The organism is Scytonema millei VB511283 (assembly GCF_000817735.3).
Lineage (GTDB): Bacteria > Cyanobacteriota > Cyanobacteriia > Cyanobacteriales > Chroococcidiopsidaceae > Chroococcidiopsis > Chroococcidiopsis millei_B.
Map to the genome: position 1 here is coordinate 48,639 of NZ_JTJC03000006.1, position 21,262 is coordinate 69,900.

Here is a 21,262-nt window from a genome sequence, read left to right on the forward strand (position 1 = left end):
AGAAATTGTCCTATGTTGCAAATTCTTTCCCAGTTATTCTCGCAGTGGCGAAAGCAATTTTGGTTATCCATAGCCACGCTCATCGTATTTGCGATCGCCATTGGTTCGATGCGGATCTCTCTAGCTCGAATCGTCACCCCTACTCATCCGCTCGATGCATTAACGGCAAAAGAGATTACAGCAGCAGTTGCAGTCATTAAACAGAAAATACCCCAACGGGAAATTAACTTTCCCATCATTGCTCTGAACGAACCAGATAAAACAGAAGTCTTGAATTTCCAGCCAGGGCAACCCTTCAAACGCGAAGTTTTTACCGTGGTTTACGATCGCTCTCAAAACAAAACCTACGAAGCTGTTGTAACTTTAAAACCGAAAACTAAGGCTGCGGTTTTGTCATCCTGGCAAGAGATTCCTGGCGTGCAGCCAGCCATCATGGGACCAGAATATGAAATAGCAGCGGCAGTCACCAAAGCCGATCCCCGTTGGCAAGCAGCTATGAGGAAGCGAGGCATTACTGACTTCAAACAAGTTGTCGTTGAAGGTTGGGCAGTAGGGCTGGTATCTGAAGCAGAAAAGTCAAGTGGGGCGCGTCTGTGTAGAACGTTATCTTACTTCAAAGGCGATCGCTGGAACTATTACGGCACGCCGATAGAGGGAGTCGTTGCAACTGTCGATCTCAATGCTAAAAAACTGGTTAGTTTTAGCGATACAGGTGTCGTAGCTCTCTCCCAGGAAAATTGGGACTACGATTCGCGATCGCTCGTTCCCCTGAGAACGGCAGCCAAGTTACTCAAAGTTTTGCAACCAAACGGTCACACCTTCAAACTCAATGGTAATGAAGTGAGTTGGCAAGGGTGGAAATTCCGCTACATGATGCATCCACGGGATGGCTTGATCCTTTACCAAGTGCAGCATGAAGACGGTCGCAAATTTCGTCCGCTCATGTATCGTGCCAGTTTATCTGAAATGGTCGTTCCCTATGGCGATCCCAATCCGCAGTGGTCGTTTCGCAATGCCTTTGATATCGGAGAATACAATTTCGGTACGCTAAGTAATACCCAGGAACGAGGTAAGGAAGTTCCAGAAAATGGGGTATTGCTAGATGCAGTGCTAGCAGACTCGCAGGGGAAACCTTATGTCATGCCTGATGTTATCGGGATCTACGAGAAAGATGATGGCGTATTGTGGAAGCACTACGATTATAGATCCGAACGCAAGGATGTCCGACGCGATCGCCAGCTCATCGTCACAACGACAGCAACAATCGGTAATTACGACTATGCCATCAACTGGATCTTTCACCAAGACGGATCGTTAGACGTGCGGATTGATTTGCACGGACTTGTTTTAGCTCAAGGCTCGGATTCTGTCACCACTACAAATCGAGATACCTACGGCAAGTTAATCGCCAAAAATATTGTCGGTGTCAATCACCAGCACTTTTTTAACTTTCGCTTAGACCTGGATGTAGACGGCGAAGCAAACATGCCGATGGAAATGACGGTTCAATCCCTACCCGCTAATGCGAATAATCCTCAAGGGAATGCATTTGTTGCCAAACACGTACCCTTAAGATCGGAGAAAAGCGCCGTTCGGGATTTAAATATAGCAGAACACCGAGAATGGGCGATCGCCAGTACGACTCGCAAAAATCAACTCGGCGCACTCACAAGTTACATGTTAATGCCATCTGGAAATACAGTCTTTTTCCCCAGCCAAGATGCGACAATTCGCGATCGCGCGGGCTTCGCTACTCACCATTTCTGGGTGACTAAGTATAAACCTAAAGAACTTCACGCTGGAGGAGAATACCCCAACCAAAGCAACTCCCAACGGGGATTACCTACCCTTGTTGCGAATGATGAGCCGCTTATAGGTCAAGACTTGGTAGCTTGGTACACGTTCGGTACTACCCACGTTCCTCGCCCTGAAGACTGGCCCGTTATGCCCGTTCACCATGCTGGTTTTAAGTTGATGCCTGTAGGATTCTTCACGCGCAACCCTGCGATCTACCTACCAGAATCAACACCGGTCAAACACTCTTCCTAAAGTGAATAATTATGGGTTGCTAGCAATTTCTCACCTTTATAACAGAGAGCGGATAGATTCGGGACATTTCAATTGTCTACGAGCAATATTAGCCAAGTTTTTTTCTCTGCTCCCTGCTCCCTGCTATATCTAGCAACCTTAAATTACCTCTTGCATTGCATCTGAGGTACGAATATCTATTGTCCTAAAGCAGCTAAATACCCAAAAATACCGTGACCTGTCAATACTTCCATGACAATCAAAGCCACAAAACCAATCGCTGCTAACCGCCCGTTGAGTAGTTCGGCATACTCAGTAAAGCCAATGCGAGGGGTTTCATCTACATACATTTTGGGTTCGACTGCGAAATTGTTGAGCTTTTCGCCTTCGCCAGGTGAAGTAATATATCCAGAGCGTGTCATGAGATTGTTTTTTCTATTTGTTACTTTGTCTTAAACAAACTTAACAAAATTTATTAAGTTTTGCAACATTTATGAACGAGAAACACACGGTCTTTGTCTGTACAACCTGCGCCAGTACTTGGCAGGACGGTAAACGAGTGGGAGTGAGTGGCGGTCAAATCCTGTTCGATCGCTTAACCCAACTTTACGAAGAGTGGCAACTCGCACCAGAATTTTCTTTACAAGCAGTGGAGTGCATGAGTGCGTGTAACTCTCCCTGCGTTGTGACGTTTGCGGCAGCAGGAAAGTGTACTTATGTATTTGGGACAATACCCGCTGAAGATAGTGCTGCTGCCATACTCGACTGTGCCAGCAAATATTATGCTAAGAGCGACGGTCTGCTGCCTTGGTCGGAGCGACCGGAACCACTAAAAAAAGGTATTGTAGCGCGAATTCCGCCAATTACCATGTGAACTGCGTGGTTTTGAATTCTGAGGCTGGTCTTACTCCAGCCAAAGCGCCACTATCCACCCGCCATCTGTCAACTATCAATTAATCATTGATTTTGTAGTCAAAACTACAGTTGAAATGCGATCGATATTCTATTTGGTAAGGTAATTCAACATTAACGACAGACAAACTGCGATCGCTAAAAAGTAGCAAGTCGTCAGCAACTTCTGACTTACGACTTACGACTTACAAATTACGACTTTTCCCCTTACCCCTACCCTTTCTATTGTGCGATTCGACAATTACGAACCAGGAGACTTTTACGACGAGCTATTCGTCGCTAAAGATAAACCTCGTGCGGAGGCAATTCCACTGCTAGAAAGAATTAATTCTCTCCCAGCAGGAGAATTACAACGGCGACATCAAGCAGCGCAAATTGCTTTGATGAACATGGGAGTCACCTTTAATGTCTACAGTGAGGGTGAAGGTACAGAAAGGATTTTTCCCTTTGACATCATTCCCCGCATTGTCTCAGCCGAGGAATGGCAGTCTCTAGAAAAGGGACTGAAGCAACGGATCTTTGCCCTGAATTTGTTTATTAACGATATTTATAACGAACAGAAAATTATACGAGATAGCGTGATTCCGACTGAGTTAATCGAATCGGCTACGGGATTTTTAAAGCCTTGTATTGGACTCAAACCACCTGGTGGGATCTGGTGTCATATTACCGGAACCGACCTAGTGCGCGATCGCGATGGTCGCTGGTACGTGTTAGAAGATAATATGCGCTGTCCCTCTGGCGTTTCCTACGTACTGGAAAATCGTCGCGTCATGAAAAGCACTTTTCCCAAGGTCTTTGAGTCGATGACAATTCAGCCCGTTGAAGAATACCCCAGTCATTTATTAGAAACTTTACTCAACCTAGCTCCTCCTCAACTCTACGATCCAACGGTAGTTGTTTTAACACCAGGAATTTATAACTCAGCTTACTTCGAGCATTCCTTCTTGGCGCAGCAGATGGGTGTGGAGTTGGTAGAAGGACGAGACTTGGTAGTGGCGGATGGCTACCTACAAATGCGAACTACCAAAGGCTTAAAGCGCGTTGATGCCGTTTATCGCCGGATTGACGACGATTTTATCGATCCATTAGCATTTCGTCCTGATTCATTGTTAGGCATACCTGGACTAATGGAAGTCTATCGTGCGGGTAGAGTTGGGCTGGCTAACGCACTAGGAACTGGTGTAGCCGATGATAAAGTCATCTACGCTTACGTTCCAGCCATGATTCGTTACTATTTAGGCGAAGAACCGATTTTATCTAATGTTCCTACATACCTTTGTTGGGAACCAAATCAACAAGCTCATGTTTTGGCAAATCTCGATAAGTTAGTTGTCAAAGCCGCGAATGAATCTGGTGGTTACGGAATGCTGATTGGTTCTTCTGCTACTCCAGAACAAAGACAAGAATTTGCCGAGAAAATTAAGGCTAGTCCGCGCAACTACATCGCCCAACCAACTTTGTGTTTGTCTCGCGTGCCTACTCTTCTGGAAAATCAATTTGAAGGTTGTCACGTAGACTTGCGACCGTATATCCTCTACGGCAAAGACATCTATGTTAACCCAGGCGGACTAACCCGCGTCGCCCTCAGAAGAGGTTCCTTAGTCGTAAACTCCTCCCAGGGTGGTGGTAGTAAGGATACTTGGGTGGTGTGTAAATGAGTTGTCATTTGTTGACGGTTGACGGTTGACGGTTGACGGTAAACCTGCGCTACACTACCCCTTCGGGGAAGCAAGCTACGTGAAGACGGTTGGCTGACAACTGCTAACTGATAACTGCTAACTGCTAACTGATAACTGATAACTGATAACTGATTATGCTAAGCAGAGTTGCTGATTCAATTTACTGGTTAAATCGTTATGTAGAAAGGGCAGAAAATGTTGCTCGTTTTATTGATGTGAATTTAACTCTATTGTTGGACGCTCCTACTGGAGAAGCGCAGCAGTGGAAACCTTTGATTTTGACTACAGGAGATTTATCGTTATTTCAAGAACGCTACGGTGAAGCGACCGCAGAAAATGTGATTCAGTTCTTGACTTTCGATCGCGAATATCCTAATTCGATCGCTTCTTGCTTGTTTGCTGCCAGAGAGAACGCGCGATCGATCCGGGAAATTATTTCTTCGGAAATGTGGGAACGGGTGAATGCATTTTATTTCATGGTTAAAGAAGCGGCTCAATCTCATACCGTCCCTGAATGGTCGAATTTTTTTGCTGAAGTCAAGCTAGCCAGTCACTTGTTTGCTGGGGTGATGAATGCAACCATGACTCACAACGAAGGTTGGCATTTCGGACAAATTGGACGTTTATTAGAACGGGCTGATAAAACTGCTCGAATTTTAGATGTAAAATACTATATTTTGCTACCTTCAGCTAAAGATGTGGGGACGACTCTAGACCAGTTGCAATGGATAGCACTGTTAAAATCTGCGAGTGCTTATGAGATGTATCGTAAATGGGGACGACATCGGATTGCGCCTACAGCTGTAGCGGAATTTTTGATTCTCAACCGCGAATTTCCCCGTTCGATTCAATTTTGCTTACTCCAAGCAGAGCAATCGCTACATCAAATTACTGGAACTCCCATCGGTACTTGGCAAAACCCCGCCGAACGCGCGCTCGGTCGATCGCGATCTGAATTGGAATACATCACGATTGAGGAAATTGTCAATATTGGACTGCATGAATTTCTCGATCGCATTCAGCATCAAATTAATGATGTGGGTGACAAGATTTTTACAACTTTTGTAGCGGTCGATCCTGTTTAACGAGTAGCAAGTAGTGAATCATAGAGTTGAATTTTTAGCATAACCCTTGGCAAGCGCGATCGCCTCGCTCCTCACTCCTCGCTATCCCATTCAAATCGTAAAAGGCTCGATCGCGTATCTGTGCCACCGCTTTTGATATCGTTCGGTAACAAAAGGACGGATAACAAATTTGGGGGGACAACCATCTTGCACGTCAATCCGCAAACAAGTGTAGGGACGACGCTTTTCAGTAGCGTAACCGTTGCGACCGATAAAAAGATGCGATCGCGCTACTAACTTTTCTTCTTCTCCTTCTATTAAATCTGTCCCTTCTTCACGCTGGCGGCGCAAGCTGTACCCGCTTCCACCACAAACAATCCAATTGATATTGGAGTCAGCGTGTCCCGTGTCTGTAGTTTTTAGGTATTCTAAACAGTGCGCGTGACCGTTTAAAACCAAATCGACAATGGGACGACCTTGGGGAAGAGAACCCACAGCCTCAGCCACGCCGTTGAGTACGCTACGCAAGCGATCGCGAATTGCCAGAGTTTGTGCTTGATGCCATTTCGTTGCCTCAGTCACGTAGGGGGGATGATGAAAGTAAAGCACTCTTCCCCGTACCTCATCTGTATGCCACGATTCAATCAATCGCTGTTGCAACCAATCGAGTTGTTCGGTATCGGTCACTACTGTTTTGTTAGTATCTAACTGCTTTTCGAGATCGACGATAATTTCTTCAATCTGGGACAGTTTGACTTGCAAATCGTCCAATTGTTCTGCATCGTCGGGATCGTCGGGATTCAGTTTATCCGCTGCGTCAAGAATTTCTAGCTTTTCTTGTTCGAGGCGATCGCGGCGTTGTAATACCTGCTGACGACGTGCTTCTCCTTCTGGGGTGGTTGATATTGGTAGCGGGTCGTTAAACGTGTTGGAATCTAAAGCAAAGAAATCGATTCCGCCATAGCGAAAAGTATAGTAGCGATTGGGCAAGCGAGTAAAATGCCCGGGTTCGTAGCGCAAGCAATAACCCGTATCCGTTTTCGCCGTGTAGTGCTTATTTAAGTGGCGATCTAATTCACCTGGTAACTTCAATGCTTTAAGATAATCCAGAAATGCCCGTGCATAAGCATCACCCTGTTTCGATCCGTGCCAACCTACATCAAAGTCTCTTCTAAATTTAAGCAGACGGCGCACGGGCAAGGTTGTCAAAGAGATCGCGCCAAATAGTAATGGCAAGTTGTAATAATCGTGATTCCCCAGAACTGGTAAGATGGGTCGGCTAAAGGTCATTTGGTCGTAGGCGATCGCTTTGGGGTTTTCGCCACCGACTAAAAACTCTCGATAAGGCTTGATGAAATTATCCAGGTAGAACTCGCTCGATCCAACTAGATAAATCACATCGCCTGTATGTAGCATAAAACTACTGTCGGCAAGATGCGGCTGTAATAGTCCAGCTACCTCGCGTTGGGGATTATTATATCGGTGCGAACCAGTGCCAGTATCGCCTATAACCAGAAACGAAAACTCTGGATCGTCCGCTCGTTCGTCTTCCAGCACCAGCCGAGTTTGGTCAATTCCTCGGCGCTGAATGACAGGATCTTGCCAGCGCACTCGTTCCTTCATTCTGCTAATTTTGTCAGCGATCGCGGGATCGGACACGAGTTTCAAGGCTGCTACCTCTGGATGCTCAACTACAAACCACAACAATCGTAATTGTAGGTCTAGTTGTAGGACATCTATCAATATGGGAATTTGGTAAGTCATTAGCCGTCTTAGTCTTTATGGTATGCTGATTGAGAACATGTGTTCTATATAAAATGGTTAGCCTTCCTCATCCGGTTCAATATCAAGGCAGTAAAAGAAATCTTGCTTCAGAGATTTTGAAATTTCTACCTGAAACTGTACATAGGCTGGTTGAGCCGTTTGCCGGAACGGCTGCAATTAGTATTGCAGCCTCTTCTAAGAAAATTTCTCAAAATTTTTGGATCAATGACTTAAATCAACCGCTAGTTAAATTACTACAGGCGATCGTAGAAACCCCTGAAGAAATAGCAACTGCTTATACAGATATATGGAACGAACAGCATAGCGATTCTGTAGGGCATTACTATCAAGTTAGAGAGCAGTTTAATAAGACTAATGAGCCGCAACTTTTTCTCTATTTGTTAGCTCGATGCGTAAAAGGGGCTGTACGGTATAACTCTGAAGGTTTTTTTAACCAAAGCCCTGATAAAAGGCGAAAGGGAACTCAGCCTGACAAGATGAGAAAAAATATAGAAGGCGTATCTCAACTGCTGAAAAATAAGTGCAAATTCACCTGTTGGGATTATAAAGACGTACTAGCTGAAGTTAGACAAAGTGATTTCGTCTACATAGATCCGCCTTATCAAGGTGTGTGCGGCGATCGCGATTCAAGATATTTTGCTGGAATCAGTTTTAATGATTTTGTTCTTTCTCTTACAGATCTCAACCAGAAAGAAGTAGCGTTTGTAGTTAGCTACGACGGTAAACGAGGGAACAAAACTTTTGGCAACTCGCTCCCTGAAGAACTAGGGTTAAAAAAAATTGAAATTGAGGTTGGGCGATCGTCTCAAGCAACACTGTTGGGCAGAGACGAAATAACAATAGAGTCTTTATATTTGTCGCCATCTTTACTTGGCAATTACATTTCAGGAATAGAGAGCTATATTAGCAGGACGCATAAACAGCTTACTCTATTAGAAATGCATGGACAGTTCTCAGCCACTACCCTATGATTTCATTCAGCTATGTTAGTCAGTGACTGCAAAAAGACCAAAAGCTGTTATTAATCACATTTTGCAACATGGTTTTGTAACTACGGAAGAACTTAAGAACGTATACGGCTATAATCATCCTCCAAGAGCAGCAAGAGATGTTCGAGAACGTGGAATTCCCCTTGACACTTTCTGGGTTACAGGAAGCGACGGTAGAAGGATTGCTGCTTATAGATTTGGAGATGTTAACAAGGCTCGGTTTTCTAGATTTTCTGGTAGAACTGGTTTATCGAAGCAGCTAAAGGATGAACTGATTAAGAGTTATGGCTGTAAGTGTTTCATTTATTTAGAACAAGTAGATAAACGTGAATTGCAGATCGATCATCGTATTCCTTTTGAAATTGATGGAGAACCGGAACTTTCATCTGAACGCTTTATGTTGCTTTGTGGCTCCGCTAACCGAGCAAAGTCTTGGTCGTGCGAACATTGTGAAAATTGGAAGAGTATTAAAGACAAATCTATCTGCTTATCATGTTACTGGGCTTATCCAGAAAACTATACACATATCGCCATGCGACAAGTAAGGAGAATAGATCTGATGTGGCAGGAAGAAGAAATTAATATATACGAAAATCTAAAGCAACAAGCTGTCGAATTGAATAAAGAAATTCCTGAATTTATTAAGGAAATTATCGAACGAGGAATTACTCAAAATAATGAAAATCGGTAATTATTTCTCTGAATTAACAAAGCTCAAAATCATTGATTTCGTACTCTCTATTAATCGTTTCCATTTTCACAATTCGATCGCAAAACTATCGCGCAGATGAAAGTCAGCTTGCGTACCGCAATGAGTTAATGCCCAATATGTCATTTCACCAGCTTTTGACTGAACTACAGACGCGATCGCAATTTCTATTTTCTGCTCTATTTCTACAACTTTATCTAAATTGAGTTCGAGGTTTAATAACAAATAATTCGGTCGATTATGCACGACAAATGGTAGTGACGTGAAGGCTGCTTCTGGTTGCATTCCTTGACGATAATCTTCAAAATAATAAATATTCCAATCACCAGTAGGCGAGAGATTAAATTCCCAATATTGAGGAGAACCTTCAATTCCTAGAAAGAACTCTAAGCACGTTTGTTGCCATAATTCATCTTTACGAGTAGGCGAATCTGTTACGGCTGGAATGGCTAATTCTGCCAACTGTCCTAAAATTTGATATTGAATGGAAAGTCGATTGAACTGCCGATCTACACTACCTGAGATTTCGATCTGAGGCGCTGGAGTTTGTGAAGGAAAAGGCTTGAGGAAAAAAGTGCGATCGCTCATTGTAAATCTCGTTTTAAATCTCGCACGATCGCGCAAATAGTTGACTCTTGAGTTTCAATACTTTGGGTAAGTTGAAATTGCACTAGCGCTCTAATGAGATTGTGTTCTACATATTTTACCTTAGAAAAATGAACGTTACCTACTAAATAGTCGGTAAAAAAACGCAATCCTAATTCAAAAGCCAAAAGCCGAATTGAGTCGTATATATATTCGTAATCTTTTTCAGTTAAAAAATCTTTTGCTTGTGAAACATAGCCCTGTAAAATAGCTTGAGCAAATTCCGTTTCAAAGCGTACTTCTTGCCATTGTTGAGTTTCTTCACCCAAAAAATTACAACTCGATCGCAGGCAATCACCGATATCGTAGTGAATTAAACCAGGCATGAGCGTATCGAGATCGATAACACTGACGGCTCGCCCGGTATTATTGTCAAATAAGACGTTGTTAATTTTGGGATCGCCGTGCATTAAACGCAAAGGTAATTCTCCCTTTGCTTTTGCATCTTCTAAAACGCTTACCCAATTTCTCCGAGTCTGAATAAACTGCAAGCAGAAATCTATTTCAGGAGATGTGTTTTTGTCATATTTTGCCAGCGCTGCATCAAATTGCTGAAGGTAGCGCGGTGTAATGTGAAATCCTTCTAACGTGACGGCTAGCTTTTCAGGGGGTAAATCGTTAATCAGGTTGTGGAACGCACCAAGGGCGCAACCAGCCTCTCTAGCGCGATCGCTATCTGTAATAATGTCAAAAGATTGTGCGGCTTCGATAAAGCTAATTGCCCGCCAGAATGCTCCTTCAGCAGTCACCCAATATTCCCGATGATCCTGCGTTAGAATGACACTCGGTATTTCCCAACGGCGATCGCTATTCCAATCATGCAAGCGCTGGGTCGCATGGTCGGTAAAGACGCGCATATTCTGCATTACCAGTTCTGGCTGACGAAATACATGCGTGTTAATGCGTTGTAGAATAACGTGTTTTTGAGTTGAGTTCTTCAGCGTGACGAGAAAAGTATCGTTGATATTGCCGTTACCAAAACCTTGAATATCTGTAATTTGACCTGGTACGTTAAATTGGTTGGCGATCGCCACCAAGCTATCTATAGTTTTGCTTTTTAGATCGATCTCTTTTATCATATGTGTTCCGATTGTAGGTGCGTTTCGCCGATCGGTCGAATCACACCATTTGCCTTGCACTAAGACAAGCTGACAACCGGATATTATGCATCTATCTATAGGCTGAAGCGGGTAGCTTTTACTAAACTTTGCAATGTCAGTTATCAGTGGCTAGTGGCTGGTGGCTGGTGACTAGTCACTCAAAAACTACTAACCCAATACAGGTAAGATTATGGGTTCCCCTGAATACAAATGGCTGGAATGGGCAAAAAAGCTAGAGGCGATCGCGCAAACTGGTTTGACTTATACCGAAGGAGTGTTTGACAAAGAACGTTACAAATCCCTCCGGGCGATCGCGGCGGAGATTATGGCAACCTATAGTCATGTCGAATCTAGCTACGTTCTCGACTTATTTTCTCAAGAGGTTGGTTATGCTACTCCAAAAGTAGACGTGCGGGCAGCGGTTTTTCAGGAAGATAAATTATTACTGGTAAAGGAAAAAGTAGATGGTTGCTGGTCGCTACCAGGAGGTTATGCTGACATTGGTAACTCTCCAAGTGAAGTCGTGGTGCGCGAAGTTCAGGAAGAATCGGGATATCTCACCCGCGCCGTCAAATTACTCGCTGTTTACGATCGCGATAAACAGGGACATCCACCTTTCCCTTATGCTGTTTACAAGTTACATTTCTTGTGCGAACTCATTGGTGGTTCTCCAGCTTCTAGTATTGAAACTGATGAGGTAGCCTTTTTTGGCGAAGATGAAATTCCCCCATTGTCTCTGACACGGGTAATGCCTACTCAGATTACTAGAATTTTTCACTACCACCGCCATCCAGATTTACCGACTTATTTTGATTGAAATTGGTTGACGGTTGACGGTTGACTGTTAACTGTCAACCGTCAACTGTTAACTGTTAACTGTTTTTCCATCCACTCAATGCCTTCTTTGAGTTTATGCCGCATTGTTACTACATCTGCATGATAGCGGCGACCGTGACCGGGTAATACCCATTCAAATGAGTAATCTAATAAGCGATAGGTAGACTTAATCAGTTCTGACCATGAATACCAACAAACACCTGGAAAACCTGCCAAGATTTGGTCGTCGTCATCCCAAGCAATATGATCGCCTGTAAATAGAAACTTGTCTTTGTAGAGTAAAACTGTGTGACCTTTGGTATGACCGGGGACGGGAATAATTAGCAAATCTGGTGCTAATTGATAAGGTTCCGTACCAGTTAGCTTGATTTCTACACTGCGGGTACTGCCAGAAATTTCGTCAGCATGAAGGATGCGAAGTGCGCCTCCGCGCCCCGCTTCGCTATCGCACTGAAATTTATCGCGATATTTCTGATGATCGGCAATATCATCGCGGTGGGTGAGATACATATATCGAATTCCCCCCATCTCTTCGATTCGTTTTACCAACGGTGGCGTAAAACGGGGCGAATCTACTAACACGTTGCCCTCTGGACGCACAATCAAATAACTCGCTGCACCATAGGAATTCTCAGCATGATAGCCGCAGTGATAAACATTTTCGGCGACAAGAATGGGAAAACTTTCCTGTGCAGATTTGATATCTTTTGGCTTTTCTACCGTACCAATTGAACTGGTAGGACAAGCAAGTAAGGCTTGTAGCGCCCGCAATCTTTCTGTTTCATTTGTGGGTTGGTGGTAGACTGCCGATTGTTCGCCAGTACGGCTAAATACTTCTGGTGTCATCCAACGACAAGTATCGCAGTCAATACAGGTGGTATCGACATAAAAATCTCCATCTGTATTTTGAGGGCGACGCAAGTTTATATGAGCCATATCAAACCTCTTTACCTATAGCCCAATTCCTAGCTAGGTCATGGCAGTTAGTTATATCATAGTCATTACGAGTATGAATTAACAACGATTTGTAGGGGCGCGCAGCTGCGCGCCCCTACAAATCGATCGCGATCGCAGAGAATTGCTAGTAACTACTAACTCACCAAATCAGGAAATACCTGCTGCACGGCGGGATGGACTAGGCGATGATTTTGAACGTTGACACCAGCCGCTAAGAAAGGATTAACTTCTATAGCCTTCAGAGCTAAATTCGCCAATTGCAACACGTATGGTAGGGTACTGTTATTTAACGCTTGCGTTGCCGTCCAAGGGACAGCCCCAGGCATATTAGGAACGCCATAATGAACGACTCCCTCTTCTACATAAACTGGATTAGTGTGAGAAGTTGGGCGTAAAGTTTCGATACAGCCACCTTGATCGACAGCAACATCGACAATCACCGCACCAGGATGCATCTGTTTGACTAAGTTGCGCGGGACGAGGATCGGTGCTTTGCGTCCAGGGACTAAGACAGCACCGATGAGTAAGTCAGCTTGAGAAACAACAGCTTCAATGTGAGCGGAGTTACTGTAAAGTAGTTCTACCCTAGAACCAAATATAGTTTCTAGATAGGATAGGCGATCGACGTTGACATCTAAAATTTGTACGGCTGCACCCATTCCAACGGCAATTCGCGCCGCTTCCGTACCGACAACACCACCACCTAGGATGACAACTTTACCTGGTCTTACGCCTGGTACGCCACCCAACAGCACACCCCGTCCTCCCTGCTGGCGTTCGAGAAACCGAGCGCCAAACTGTACAGAGAGGCGACCTGCAATAATACTCATGGGAGTGAGTAAAGGAAGTTTATTATTACCAGGTTGTTCTACAGTTTCATATGCGATCGCCGTTACGCCACAATCAATTAAATGCTCAGTTAAAGCGCGATCGGCTGCTAAATGCAAGTAGGTAAATAATAACTGCTCTTTTTGCAAAAATTTATATTCCGGCTGGAGTGGTTCTTTCACCTTCACGACTAATTCTCGATTCCACGCACCCTCTGGAGTAGAAACGATCTGCGCTCCGGCGAGCTTATAGTCTGTATCGGTAAAGCCAGCCCCCGTTCCAGCTTCAGTTTCAACAAAGATAGCGTGTCCATTTTCGTGCAGTACCCGCACGCTAGAAGGACTTAACCCCACCCGAAATTCTTGGTCTTTTGTTTCCTTAGGAACGCCTATTTCCATTTGCTTTTCTTTTTACTTTTCTTTTGGTTGGATACTCCTCTCTCTAGCTTATGCTTGACAACTCTCATCTTGTGTGTAAAACATTGCGATCGGCTTTATCAGTTATCAGTTATCAGTTATCAGTCAACTGTCAACCGTCTTCACGGAGTGTAGCGAGCGCGTTTACTGTCAACTAAGAACCAACTACCCATTACCAATTTCAAATTCCAAACTCTAAGTTACGATTTTCTTAACACTAGCTTGCAGAAAAAAGTGTCAAAATATATGTAATATGGTTAAAAATTGTAAACGAACATCGCGCTAGCTTCTCCAGAAGTTGTTAGACTTTCGAGGCTATTATCAACAGTAAACTTTAATAAATTCGCGTAATTCAAAGGATAAAAACATGACTGCCCAACCTCAACCAACAACTACACCTAGACTAGAAGAACCGAAGTTTGGCTTCAATGAGTATGCCGAGCGCTTGAACGGACGAGCGGCGATGATCGGTTTTTTATTGATGGTGGCGATCGAAGTTGTTACCGGACACGGCGTACTAGCTTGGCTGGGCTTGAAATAACGATTTAGCAGAAGTGCCGCTTGTATTGCTAGATATACCGTTGACAGCAATAAGTTATGTGGGTGAGGTATATTGGTAGTACCTACAGAGCAAGACAGTACCTTACAATACAAGCGGCTTTGAGCAGTAGGTCTTAGAATTGTATCCAATCTGAGATAATAGCTGAAATAAAAGTAACCATATTGAAATGAACGCCGCACTACCTAGATTTTTGAAGTCAGCATATAGGAAAGAGCCGCTACCTGCCTTTTTGATCACAATTGGGGTAGTTGATGCAGTTATCGGCGGGTTTGGCGATCGCTGGTCGCTATTCACGATCGGATTGGGAACTGTAGGAGTTGCGATCGCCCTCCGATGGTGGATAATTTCGCAGAAGCGGCAGCCAGAAGCACCCCAAGCCGTGCCTCAGCATTACTTACCCTACCACTCTTCTAATTCAGAACTACCACCATTAACTGTTTCTAAGCAGAGAAGACGGAGAGAATAAGTCGTAAGTCGGAATTAACTGATAACTGACAACTGATAACTGGTCACTGTCTCAGCGCTGCTTTCAATATTTGCCGCACGCTGTCAAAACCACGTTGTAAGCGATTGGGATGATTATATAAGCGTCCCAGTAGTAAAGTTCCTTCGATCGCGTTCATCAGTTGTTCGGCTAAATTATCGGGATCGATATCAGACCGCAACTGAGTTTGTCCTTGACGCAGTAATTGGGCGATCGCGAAATGCCATTGGTCAAACACCTCGATCAAATGTGTTTGAAATGAGGTATCGTATTTTGCTAAATCGACAATTAAGTTACCTAAGAAACAGCCACCACAATCTGGTTCGGTCAGATGTTTTGCTTCTAGGCGATCGATTATCCAAATTAGTTGTGCGATCGGATCGGTACTATATTCGGCAGCAGGCTCGATAATATGAGTCTTGATTTGCTGCCATTTATAATCAATCAGTGCGTGAGCTAATTCATCTTTGGACTGAAAGTAATTGTAGAAACTGCCAGACGAAGTACCGCTGACACTAAATAGTTCTTTGAGTCCCGTAGATTGAAACCCTTGATGATGAATCAGAGCTAAAACCGAGGCTAAAATATCCTCGCGAGTACGTTTCAGGTTAACCATTGAATCAGTTATCAGTTATCAGTTATCAGTTATCAGTGACTAGTGGAACCAGTGGAACCAGAATTACTCCCTTGTCTTCCTTGTCCTCCTTGTCTGTTCATAACCCTACACCCGCAACTCTTCAACGGCGCGGGTTTCGCGGGATAGGTGTAACTCTAATTCGGCTTTGAGTTCGTGATAGGCAGGGTGGCGATCGAGACTTTCGCGCTTGCGGGGACGAGGGAAGGGAATGTCAAGTACTTCGACAATTTGCGCGGCGGGACCCCGACTCATCATCACAATTTTATCTGATAGTAACAAAGCCTCTTCAATACTGTGGGTGATGAGAATTGCAGTTTTGTGTTGTTGCTCCCAAATTCGCGCGATTTCATCTTGCAAAAAACCCCGCGTCAATGCATCTAAAGCACCAAATGGCTCATCCATTAAGAGAATTTGCGGATTGATTGCTAAAGCTCTTGCGATACCGACTCTTTGCTTCATTCCTCCCGATAGTTCGTGGGGATGTTTGTGTTCTGCACCCCGTAGTCCGACTAAATCGATATATTCGCGCACGATCTGTTTTTGCCGATCGCGAGACAATTTGGGATAAACCGTTTCAATCGCAAAGCGGATATTTTCTGCTACAGTCATCCAAGGCATCAGAGAATAATTTTGGAAGACAACACCGCGATCGGGACCTGGATGATGAATTTCTGTCCCATTCAGCATGACTACACCGCTGGTAGGTGGAGTCAAACCAGCGATGATGTTTAGCAGAGTCGATTTACCGCATCCAGAAGGACCGATAATTGAAACAAAGGTATTAGCCGAAATTTCTAAATTAATCTCAGCGATCGCAATATAATCCGGCGAAGTACGATGCAATAGCCGATCTACTAAGCTCTGTCTCCCAGGAAAGACCTTAAACACATCCTTCAGCACCAACTGAGTCGTGTCTTTTTGAATAGAGTCGAGCGTATGTGTATAGGAAATCATATTGGTAATTGGTAATGGGTGGTTGACGGTAAACGCGCTCGCTACACTCCGTGAAGATGGTTGACGGTTGACAGTTGACAGTTGACTGATAACTGATAACTGATAACTGTTCACTGACCAAAAGACACCCAACTGTGTAGTAGTCCCAAGAGGCGATCGAGGAGAATTCCTACGAGTCCGATAACGACGATCGCGGTAATGATGCTGGTGACATTGAGGTTGTTCCACTCGTTCCAAACAAAGCTGCCAATACCCGTACCACCGACAATCATCTCGGCGGCGACTATCACTAACCAGGAAATACCGATACTAATTCGCAATCCTGCTACGATCTGGGGTGCAGCTGCTGGTAAGATGACTTTGGCGATCGTTCGCCAGCGAGATGCTCCCAGAGTTCGCGCTACGTTGAGGTAGTCGCGAGAAACGTGGCTGACACCAAATTTGGTATTAATTAATGTAGGCGAAATGCTCGTAATTGCAATTACGAACAAGGCTGTTGCTTCAGAACTTTTGAGTATTGCTAGTCCTAATGGCAACCACGCCAAGGGAGAAACGGGACGCAGCAGTTGAATAAACGGATCGACGGCTTTGGAAACGACTTCTGATAATCCGATCGCAATACCTAGAGGAATGGCGATCGCCGAGCCGATGAAAAACCCGATCGCGACTCGTTGTAAGCTTGCGAGTAGGTGCAGACCAATGCCTTTATCGTTGGGACCATTATCGTAAAACGGATCGACGATCCAACTCCAAAAGTCGGCGATCGTCCGACTGGCAGCAGGCATCACAGGAGAAAATAGCTTCAATTGCACTCCCAATTCCCATACGAGTAACAGCGCAGCTAGGAGCAAAAAGAATAAAATTGTGGCTTGTAAATTGGGATTTTGGAGCCAAGGATAAGCTGAGAAATGCGATCGCTGCTTGGATAATCGTCGGGAGTTGTCCACTATTACCTCTAAACCTTGAACTGTTTTTTCTGTTCTTGTAAATAGGCTTCAACTTTACCAGGGTCAAAGTCACCATTTTTCAGTTTTTCGATCCGCGTAGACTCCGCAGGTGGATTTTGTCCTAATTCTTTTGCTAGTTCCCGTGCTAAGTCTGTCATGTAGACTTGGGTGGCAATTTCTTCATATTTTGCCTTTTCTGTCGGCATTAAATCCCAGCGTACCATTTGAGAAGAAATCCACTTGGCAAAGCTTTTCCACGGATAAGGATCGAAGCCGATCCGATCTGGTACGTCTAGAGTTTGCCCTAAACCATTGTCAAATTTACCTGTCAGCACTGCTGTCAGAACTGGTTCCGGCTGGTTGAGATACTTGCGTTCGGACATTGCCTTGGCGACTTCCTGACGGTTTTCGGCGGCGTTGGCATGTCCGGCGCTATCAATAATCGCTTTGTTGACAGCACGAAAGGTATTCGGATGGCGATCGATCCAACTTTGGCTAGCGGCGAAAGCACAACACGGGTGTCCTTGCCAAAGATCTTTGGTGAGTAGGTGAATGAAACCAATTTTCTCAAAGATCGCCCGTTGCCCAAAGTTATCAGGCATGAGGAAAGCGTCAATTTGTCCTGCTGCCATCTTTGCGACTGAATCCGGCGGGGGAACGATTTCAATTTTTACGTCTTTGTCTGGGTTCAATCCCCCCGATGCGAGGTAGTAGCGTAGTAATAAATTATGCATCGAGTAGGGAAAAGGCAACCCGATAGTCATGCCTTTAAAATCTGCCGCAGTTTTGACTTTATCTTGATGTTTGCTGGCAACTGCGATCGATTGTCCGTTAATGTTTTCAATACTGGCAAGTCGAATCGGGAAGGCAGAGGAACCCAAACCCAAAGTCATCGCGATCGGCATCGGAGACAGCATATGGTAGGCATCGAGTTCGCCGGCGATCGCAGATTCTCTTACTGCTGCCCAGTTTGGCATTTTCTTCAGGGTTACGTTTAACCCATGCTTTTGAAAAAATCCCAGTGGTTCGGCGGCGACGATGGGAATCGAACAGGCGATGGGAATAAAACCAATTGTTAAATCTGTTTTTTCTAACTTACTCGTATCTGCGGCATTCGTAGAAGTTGCGGTTGGTGCTTGCGAGTTATTGTTACCGACGCAACTTGCAGCCGTTACGACTGCGGCGGCAGCTGCAACTTTAATTAAAAAATCGCGGCGGCGAAACTTGCTGAGACGGAGTGCATCATTAAAAAACTGGGTTGAGCGATCGCCAAAAGCTGCTGCAAAAGCCTCTTCTAATCCTCCGGCAAGCTGAATCAAATCGTAGCAGATCTGGCGTTGTCCTGGTTCGGCGCGATCGAGCATCTGGAGTACCAGAGTCTTTCTGATTTCGGCTTGAGTTAATGCCCGGGCAAATTCTAGAGTTTCTCCTGAGTAGTGTCCCATTTTACAGAGGTCGTCCACCAAATCTGCTGGATCTTGGGGCATTCCTTCCAGAAAATTTTGATGATCTGCGGCAACGTGCGAACCACCACAGGGACAGTTGGCGATCGCATTTAGTGAATATATAGCATTCTCGCTTGGAGACTCTAGTAGAGCCGTCATATTTGTTTCTACGTTCGGTTAGTTAATGTTATGAATCTATCAAGTATTGGCAAACTTTTTGTATGTTTTAATACAGCAAAGTTTTTGCATTTTTTGTGTCGCGCAAAGACGCAAAGAAAAGACGCAAAAGTTAGGTGGTTGGTAATTCCGAATTCCGAATTCCGAATTCCGAATTCTCTATGTCGTGTAACATTTTTTTTAGTTGTTTTAATGCTGGGGTGACGATCGCGACGAAGTATGATTCGCGTAGTTTTCTTTCGGCTATTCCACCGTGTAAGTAGCCTCTTGCGCCTACGTGTAGCATGGCAGCGTTTGCTGCCCGTAATGAGAGTTCTGAGGCATCAATTCGGGCTTGAATGATTTGTTTTAGTAAGGGGCGATCGCATCCTTGCTGGCTCATCTGGGTGGCGATCGCGTAGGTTTTCTCGCGGGTCGTTGCTAGACTAGCGGCTAGGTCTTCTACTTGGTCGTCTAGAAAGCAGTTAACGTGTCCGTAGCGTTGATTTGCCCGTTCCATAATTTGGATACAGCTAGCGACTAGACCTAAGCCCATACCAACTTGCGTCAAAATAAACCCAGGACGGATACGATTGACGTATTCTTCGCAGGGGGCGGCGAGAATTAATTCATCGGGTACAAAGACATCCCGGAAGATGCAGCTGTAAGTATTGCTACCTTCTAAGGCGATGAAATGGGCATTGCAACGCAGAGTTAATCCTGTGAGTTCGTCGGAAACGATCGCCATGAGGTAATCATCGCTATCTGCTAGTCTTGCAGCAATGCCAAAGTGATGTCCTGCACCTAAGTTGGAAACCCAAGGTAACATCCCGTTGAGTACGTAACCTCCAGGTTGACGTTCGGCGACGAGGGCGATTTTCTCAATTCCAGCAAAGTGTTTCATGGGGTTGGATAAACCCGTACCTCCTAAAACTTTGCCTGTAGCGACTAAGGGTAGAAGGTGCTGTTTGAGGTAGGCATTGTCACTATTCTGCATGTACCAGGTGCAGGCTATCTGACACCAAGTCATAAACCCAGTACACAAACATTCTTGGGAAATAGCTTCGATCGCTTGGACTGCTGTTTTTAAGCCGTTGCCAGCACCGCCATATTCTACCGCAACTGCCTGCTGATAACCGCCTAATTCCCCTACTAGGTGCATGAAGTCACGGGGATATTGTCCTTTGAGATCGATATCTGCAACTTGCGGTGCTAATTGGGTAGCGATCGCTTTTTGCAATTCTGCCAGCATGGTTTCGGGTGCTTGCGTCCTTGCTACTGCGCGATCGGATAGATTTGAAACTGCTTGCATACTAGATACTAGAATTCCTGAGCGACAACACAAACTCATGTATATTTAAATTTCTTAACATTATGGCTTGCTGAGACTAGCAAGTCTGTCTTCTCAGTATCAATTTGCGCTCAATTCAGAGTAGAGACGCAATAACTTACGTATGCATCTCTACACAAATATCTGCTGCCTCTCTGACTGTCCTCTGTCTTCTAATGCTCACTTAAGAGAAACATCTACATTTACAGGCAAGCGAAATGTGTTGGCAACTGGCGACCAGAAATTTGCATGAGCCACTAGATCTTCTAGTTCCTCTTTGCTGGCATCTCCTTCTAAATCCACTTTGACGCGGACATCGGTGAACCCCAACCGCTTTTCTGCTAAGTCACCAATTCCCCAGACACCCGTGATATTGATGTCGCCTTCTAGTTCCAGTTCTAGCTTGGTAAGAGTAATTCCCCGCATGACTGCATTGGCATGAATACCTACAGATAGGCACGAACCCAGACAGGCTAACATTGCTTCTGATGGATTTGGTGCTGTGTCTTGCCCTAGCAGGGTGGGAGGTTCGTCAATGACGTGTTCTGGAAGATCCCGAACGTAGGTTAAATTGCGAAATTGCCCTTCACAAACCGTCTTCACCTTCAAGGACTTGACAACATGAGGATTTGCCTTAGCAGTCGCCGCTAATTTCTCTAGCCCTTCTTTACTCACCGGACGCAGCGGCGCTTTTATCTCTGCCTTGACAGTAGTTTCAGTCATAGCCCTGACTCAATTAGAATGTTCTATCTAATTCAACCAGACTTTGTTTGGTAATGCAGTACACTAAGTTAC

21 protein-coding genes are annotated in these 21,262 nt (G+C 44.7%); 9 read left to right on the plus strand and 12 right to left on the minus strand.

Translation table 11 applies throughout. The annotated features are described in order from the left end of the window. The first annotated feature begins 12 nt into the window (after positions 1-12). Positions 13-2,049: a primary-amine oxidase gene (locus QH73_RS19675; protein ID WP_039714126.1), complete on the plus strand. Its 2,037-nt coding sequence runs from the start codon at positions 13-15 to the stop codon at positions 2,047-2,049. Positions 2,050-2,225: 176 nt separating this feature from the next. Here QH73_RS19675 and QH73_RS19680 read toward each other — a convergent pair whose 3' ends face one another. Then, positions 2,226-2,450: a CAB/ELIP/HLIP family chlorophyll-binding protein gene (locus QH73_RS19680; RefSeq protein ID WP_039714125.1), complete on the minus strand. Its 225-nt coding sequence runs from the start codon at positions 2,448-2,450 to the stop codon at positions 2,226-2,228. A 71-nt stretch (positions 2,451-2,521) separates the two neighbouring features. On the opposite strand from QH73_RS19680, the gene QH73_RS19685 reads away from it, so the two are divergent. The 3 genes from QH73_RS19685 (at position 2,522) to QH73_RS19695 (ending at position 5,707) form a co-directional block, all read left to right on the plus strand. Continuing rightward, on the plus strand, positions 2,522-2,902 hold the full coding sequence (locus QH73_RS19685; RefSeq protein WP_039714124.1) for a DUF1636 domain-containing protein: 381 nt from the start codon (positions 2,522-2,524) through the stop codon (positions 2,900-2,902). Positions 2,903-3,167: 265 nt separating this feature from the next. After that, a complete protein-coding gene (locus tag QH73_RS19690) occupies positions 3,168-4,601 on the plus strand; it encodes a circularly permuted type 2 ATP-grasp protein (protein ID WP_039714123.1) in 1,434 nt (477 codons plus the stop codon). 155 nt (positions 4,602-4,756) lie between these two features. Further along, positions 4,757-5,707, plus strand: coding sequence for an alpha-E domain-containing protein (locus tag QH73_RS19695; protein WP_039714122.1), 951 nt, complete (start codon positions 4,757-4,759; stop codon positions 5,705-5,707). Between the two features lie 90 nt (positions 5,708-5,797). On the opposite strand, the gene QH73_RS19700 is transcribed toward QH73_RS19695, so the two are convergent. Further along, positions 5,798-7,354, minus strand: coding sequence for a metallophosphoesterase family protein (locus tag QH73_RS19700; RefSeq protein WP_039714655.1), 1,557 nt, complete (start codon positions 7,352-7,354; stop codon positions 5,798-5,800). A 149-nt stretch (positions 7,355-7,503) separates the two neighbouring features. Between QH73_RS19700 and QH73_RS19705 the strand changes: the two genes are divergently transcribed. Both QH73_RS19705 and QH73_RS19710 read left to right on the plus strand, forming a co-directional pair. After that, the gene (locus tag QH73_RS19705; protein WP_039714121.1) at positions 7,504-8,442 is read left to right on the plus strand and encodes a DNA adenine methylase; all 939 of its coding nucleotides are present in this window, start codon (positions 7,504-7,506) and stop codon (positions 8,440-8,442) included. Between the two features lie 22 nt (positions 8,443-8,464). After that, positions 8,465-9,151, plus strand: a complete 687-nt coding sequence (locus tag QH73_RS19710; RefSeq protein ID WP_236147101.1) for a helix-turn-helix domain-containing protein — start codon at positions 8,465-8,467, stop codon at positions 9,149-9,151. Between the two features lie 66 nt (positions 9,152-9,217). Here QH73_RS19710 and QH73_RS19715 read toward each other — a convergent pair whose 3' ends face one another. Continuing rightward, positions 9,218-9,757, minus strand: a complete 540-nt coding sequence (locus QH73_RS19715) for a DOMON-like domain-containing protein (protein WP_039714120.1) — start codon at positions 9,755-9,757, stop codon at positions 9,218-9,220. Continuing rightward, complete coding sequence (locus tag QH73_RS19720; protein ID WP_039714119.1) at positions 9,754-10,893, minus strand: phosphotransferase enzyme family protein; 1,140 nt, start codon at positions 10,891-10,893, stop codon at positions 9,754-9,756. Before QH73_RS19720 ends, QH73_RS19715 begins: the two co-directional genes overlap by 4 nt. Before the next feature lie 211 nt (positions 10,894-11,104). Here QH73_RS19720 and QH73_RS19725 point away from each other — a divergent pair, with 211 nt between their 5' ends. After that, positions 11,105-11,731 (plus strand): NUDIX hydrolase, encoded by a 627-nt coding sequence (locus tag QH73_RS19725; protein WP_039714118.1) that lies wholly within the window; start codon positions 11,105-11,107, stop codon positions 11,729-11,731. Positions 11,732-11,772: 41 nt separating this feature from the next. On the opposite strand, the gene QH73_RS19730 is transcribed toward QH73_RS19725, so the two are convergent. Both QH73_RS19730 and ald read right to left on the minus strand, forming a co-directional pair. Further along, a complete protein-coding gene (locus tag QH73_RS19730; RefSeq protein ID WP_039714117.1) occupies positions 11,773-12,687 on the minus strand; it encodes an MBL fold metallo-hydrolase in 915 nt (304 codons plus the stop codon). Positions 12,688-12,842: 155 nt separating this feature from the next. Continuing rightward, complete coding sequence (gene ald / locus QH73_RS19735) at positions 12,843-13,934, minus strand: alanine dehydrogenase (protein WP_039714116.1); 1,092 nt, start codon at positions 13,932-13,934, stop codon at positions 12,843-12,845. 385 nt (positions 13,935-14,319) lie between these two features. On the opposite strand from ald, the gene QH73_RS19740 reads away from it, so the two are divergent. Beyond that, positions 14,320-14,493 (plus strand): CAB/ELIP/HLIP family chlorophyll-binding protein, encoded by a 174-nt coding sequence (locus QH73_RS19740; RefSeq protein WP_015154741.1) that lies wholly within the window; start codon positions 14,320-14,322, stop codon positions 14,491-14,493. A 187-nt stretch (positions 14,494-14,680) separates the two neighbouring features. Continuing rightward, positions 14,681-14,980, plus strand: a complete 300-nt coding sequence (locus QH73_RS19745) for a hypothetical protein (RefSeq protein ID WP_132867398.1) — start codon at positions 14,681-14,683, stop codon at positions 14,978-14,980. A gap of 43 nt (positions 14,981-15,023) precedes the next feature. Here QH73_RS19745 and QH73_RS19750 read toward each other — a convergent pair whose 3' ends face one another. From QH73_RS19750 to QH73_RS19775, 6 genes are all read right to left on the minus strand, one after another. Then, positions 15,024-15,614, minus strand: coding sequence for a TetR/AcrR family transcriptional regulator (locus QH73_RS19750; RefSeq protein WP_039714115.1), 591 nt, complete (start codon positions 15,612-15,614; stop codon positions 15,024-15,026). Between the two features lie 105 nt (positions 15,615-15,719). Next, on the minus strand, positions 15,720-16,703 hold the full coding sequence (locus QH73_RS19755) for an ABC transporter ATP-binding protein (RefSeq protein ID WP_309476513.1): 984 nt from the start codon (positions 16,701-16,703) through the stop codon (positions 15,720-15,722). After that, entirely contained in the window at positions 16,700-17,536 is an 837-nt protein-coding gene (gene ntrB / locus QH73_RS19760) for a nitrate ABC transporter permease (protein ID WP_039714113.1), read from the minus strand. The genes QH73_RS19755 and ntrB overlap by 4 nt, the downstream gene beginning before the upstream one ends. Positions 17,537-17,544: 8 nt before the next feature. Then, positions 17,545-19,140 carry an ABC transporter substrate-binding protein gene (locus tag QH73_RS19765; RefSeq protein ID WP_039714112.1) on the minus strand — a complete coding sequence of 532 codons (1,596 nt, stop codon included), beginning with the start codon at positions 19,138-19,140 and terminating at the stop codon, positions 17,545-17,547. A gap of 130 nt (positions 19,141-19,270) precedes the next feature. Beyond that, positions 19,271-20,449, minus strand: a complete 1,179-nt coding sequence (locus tag QH73_RS19770) for an acyl-CoA dehydrogenase family protein (RefSeq protein ID WP_052289842.1) — start codon at positions 20,447-20,449, stop codon at positions 19,271-19,273. Positions 20,450-20,647: 198 nt separating this feature from the next. Further along, positions 20,648-21,190 (minus strand): OsmC family protein, encoded by a 543-nt coding sequence (locus QH73_RS19775; protein WP_039714111.1) that lies wholly within the window; start codon positions 21,188-21,190, stop codon positions 20,648-20,650. Positions 21,191-21,262: the final 72 nt, after the last annotated feature.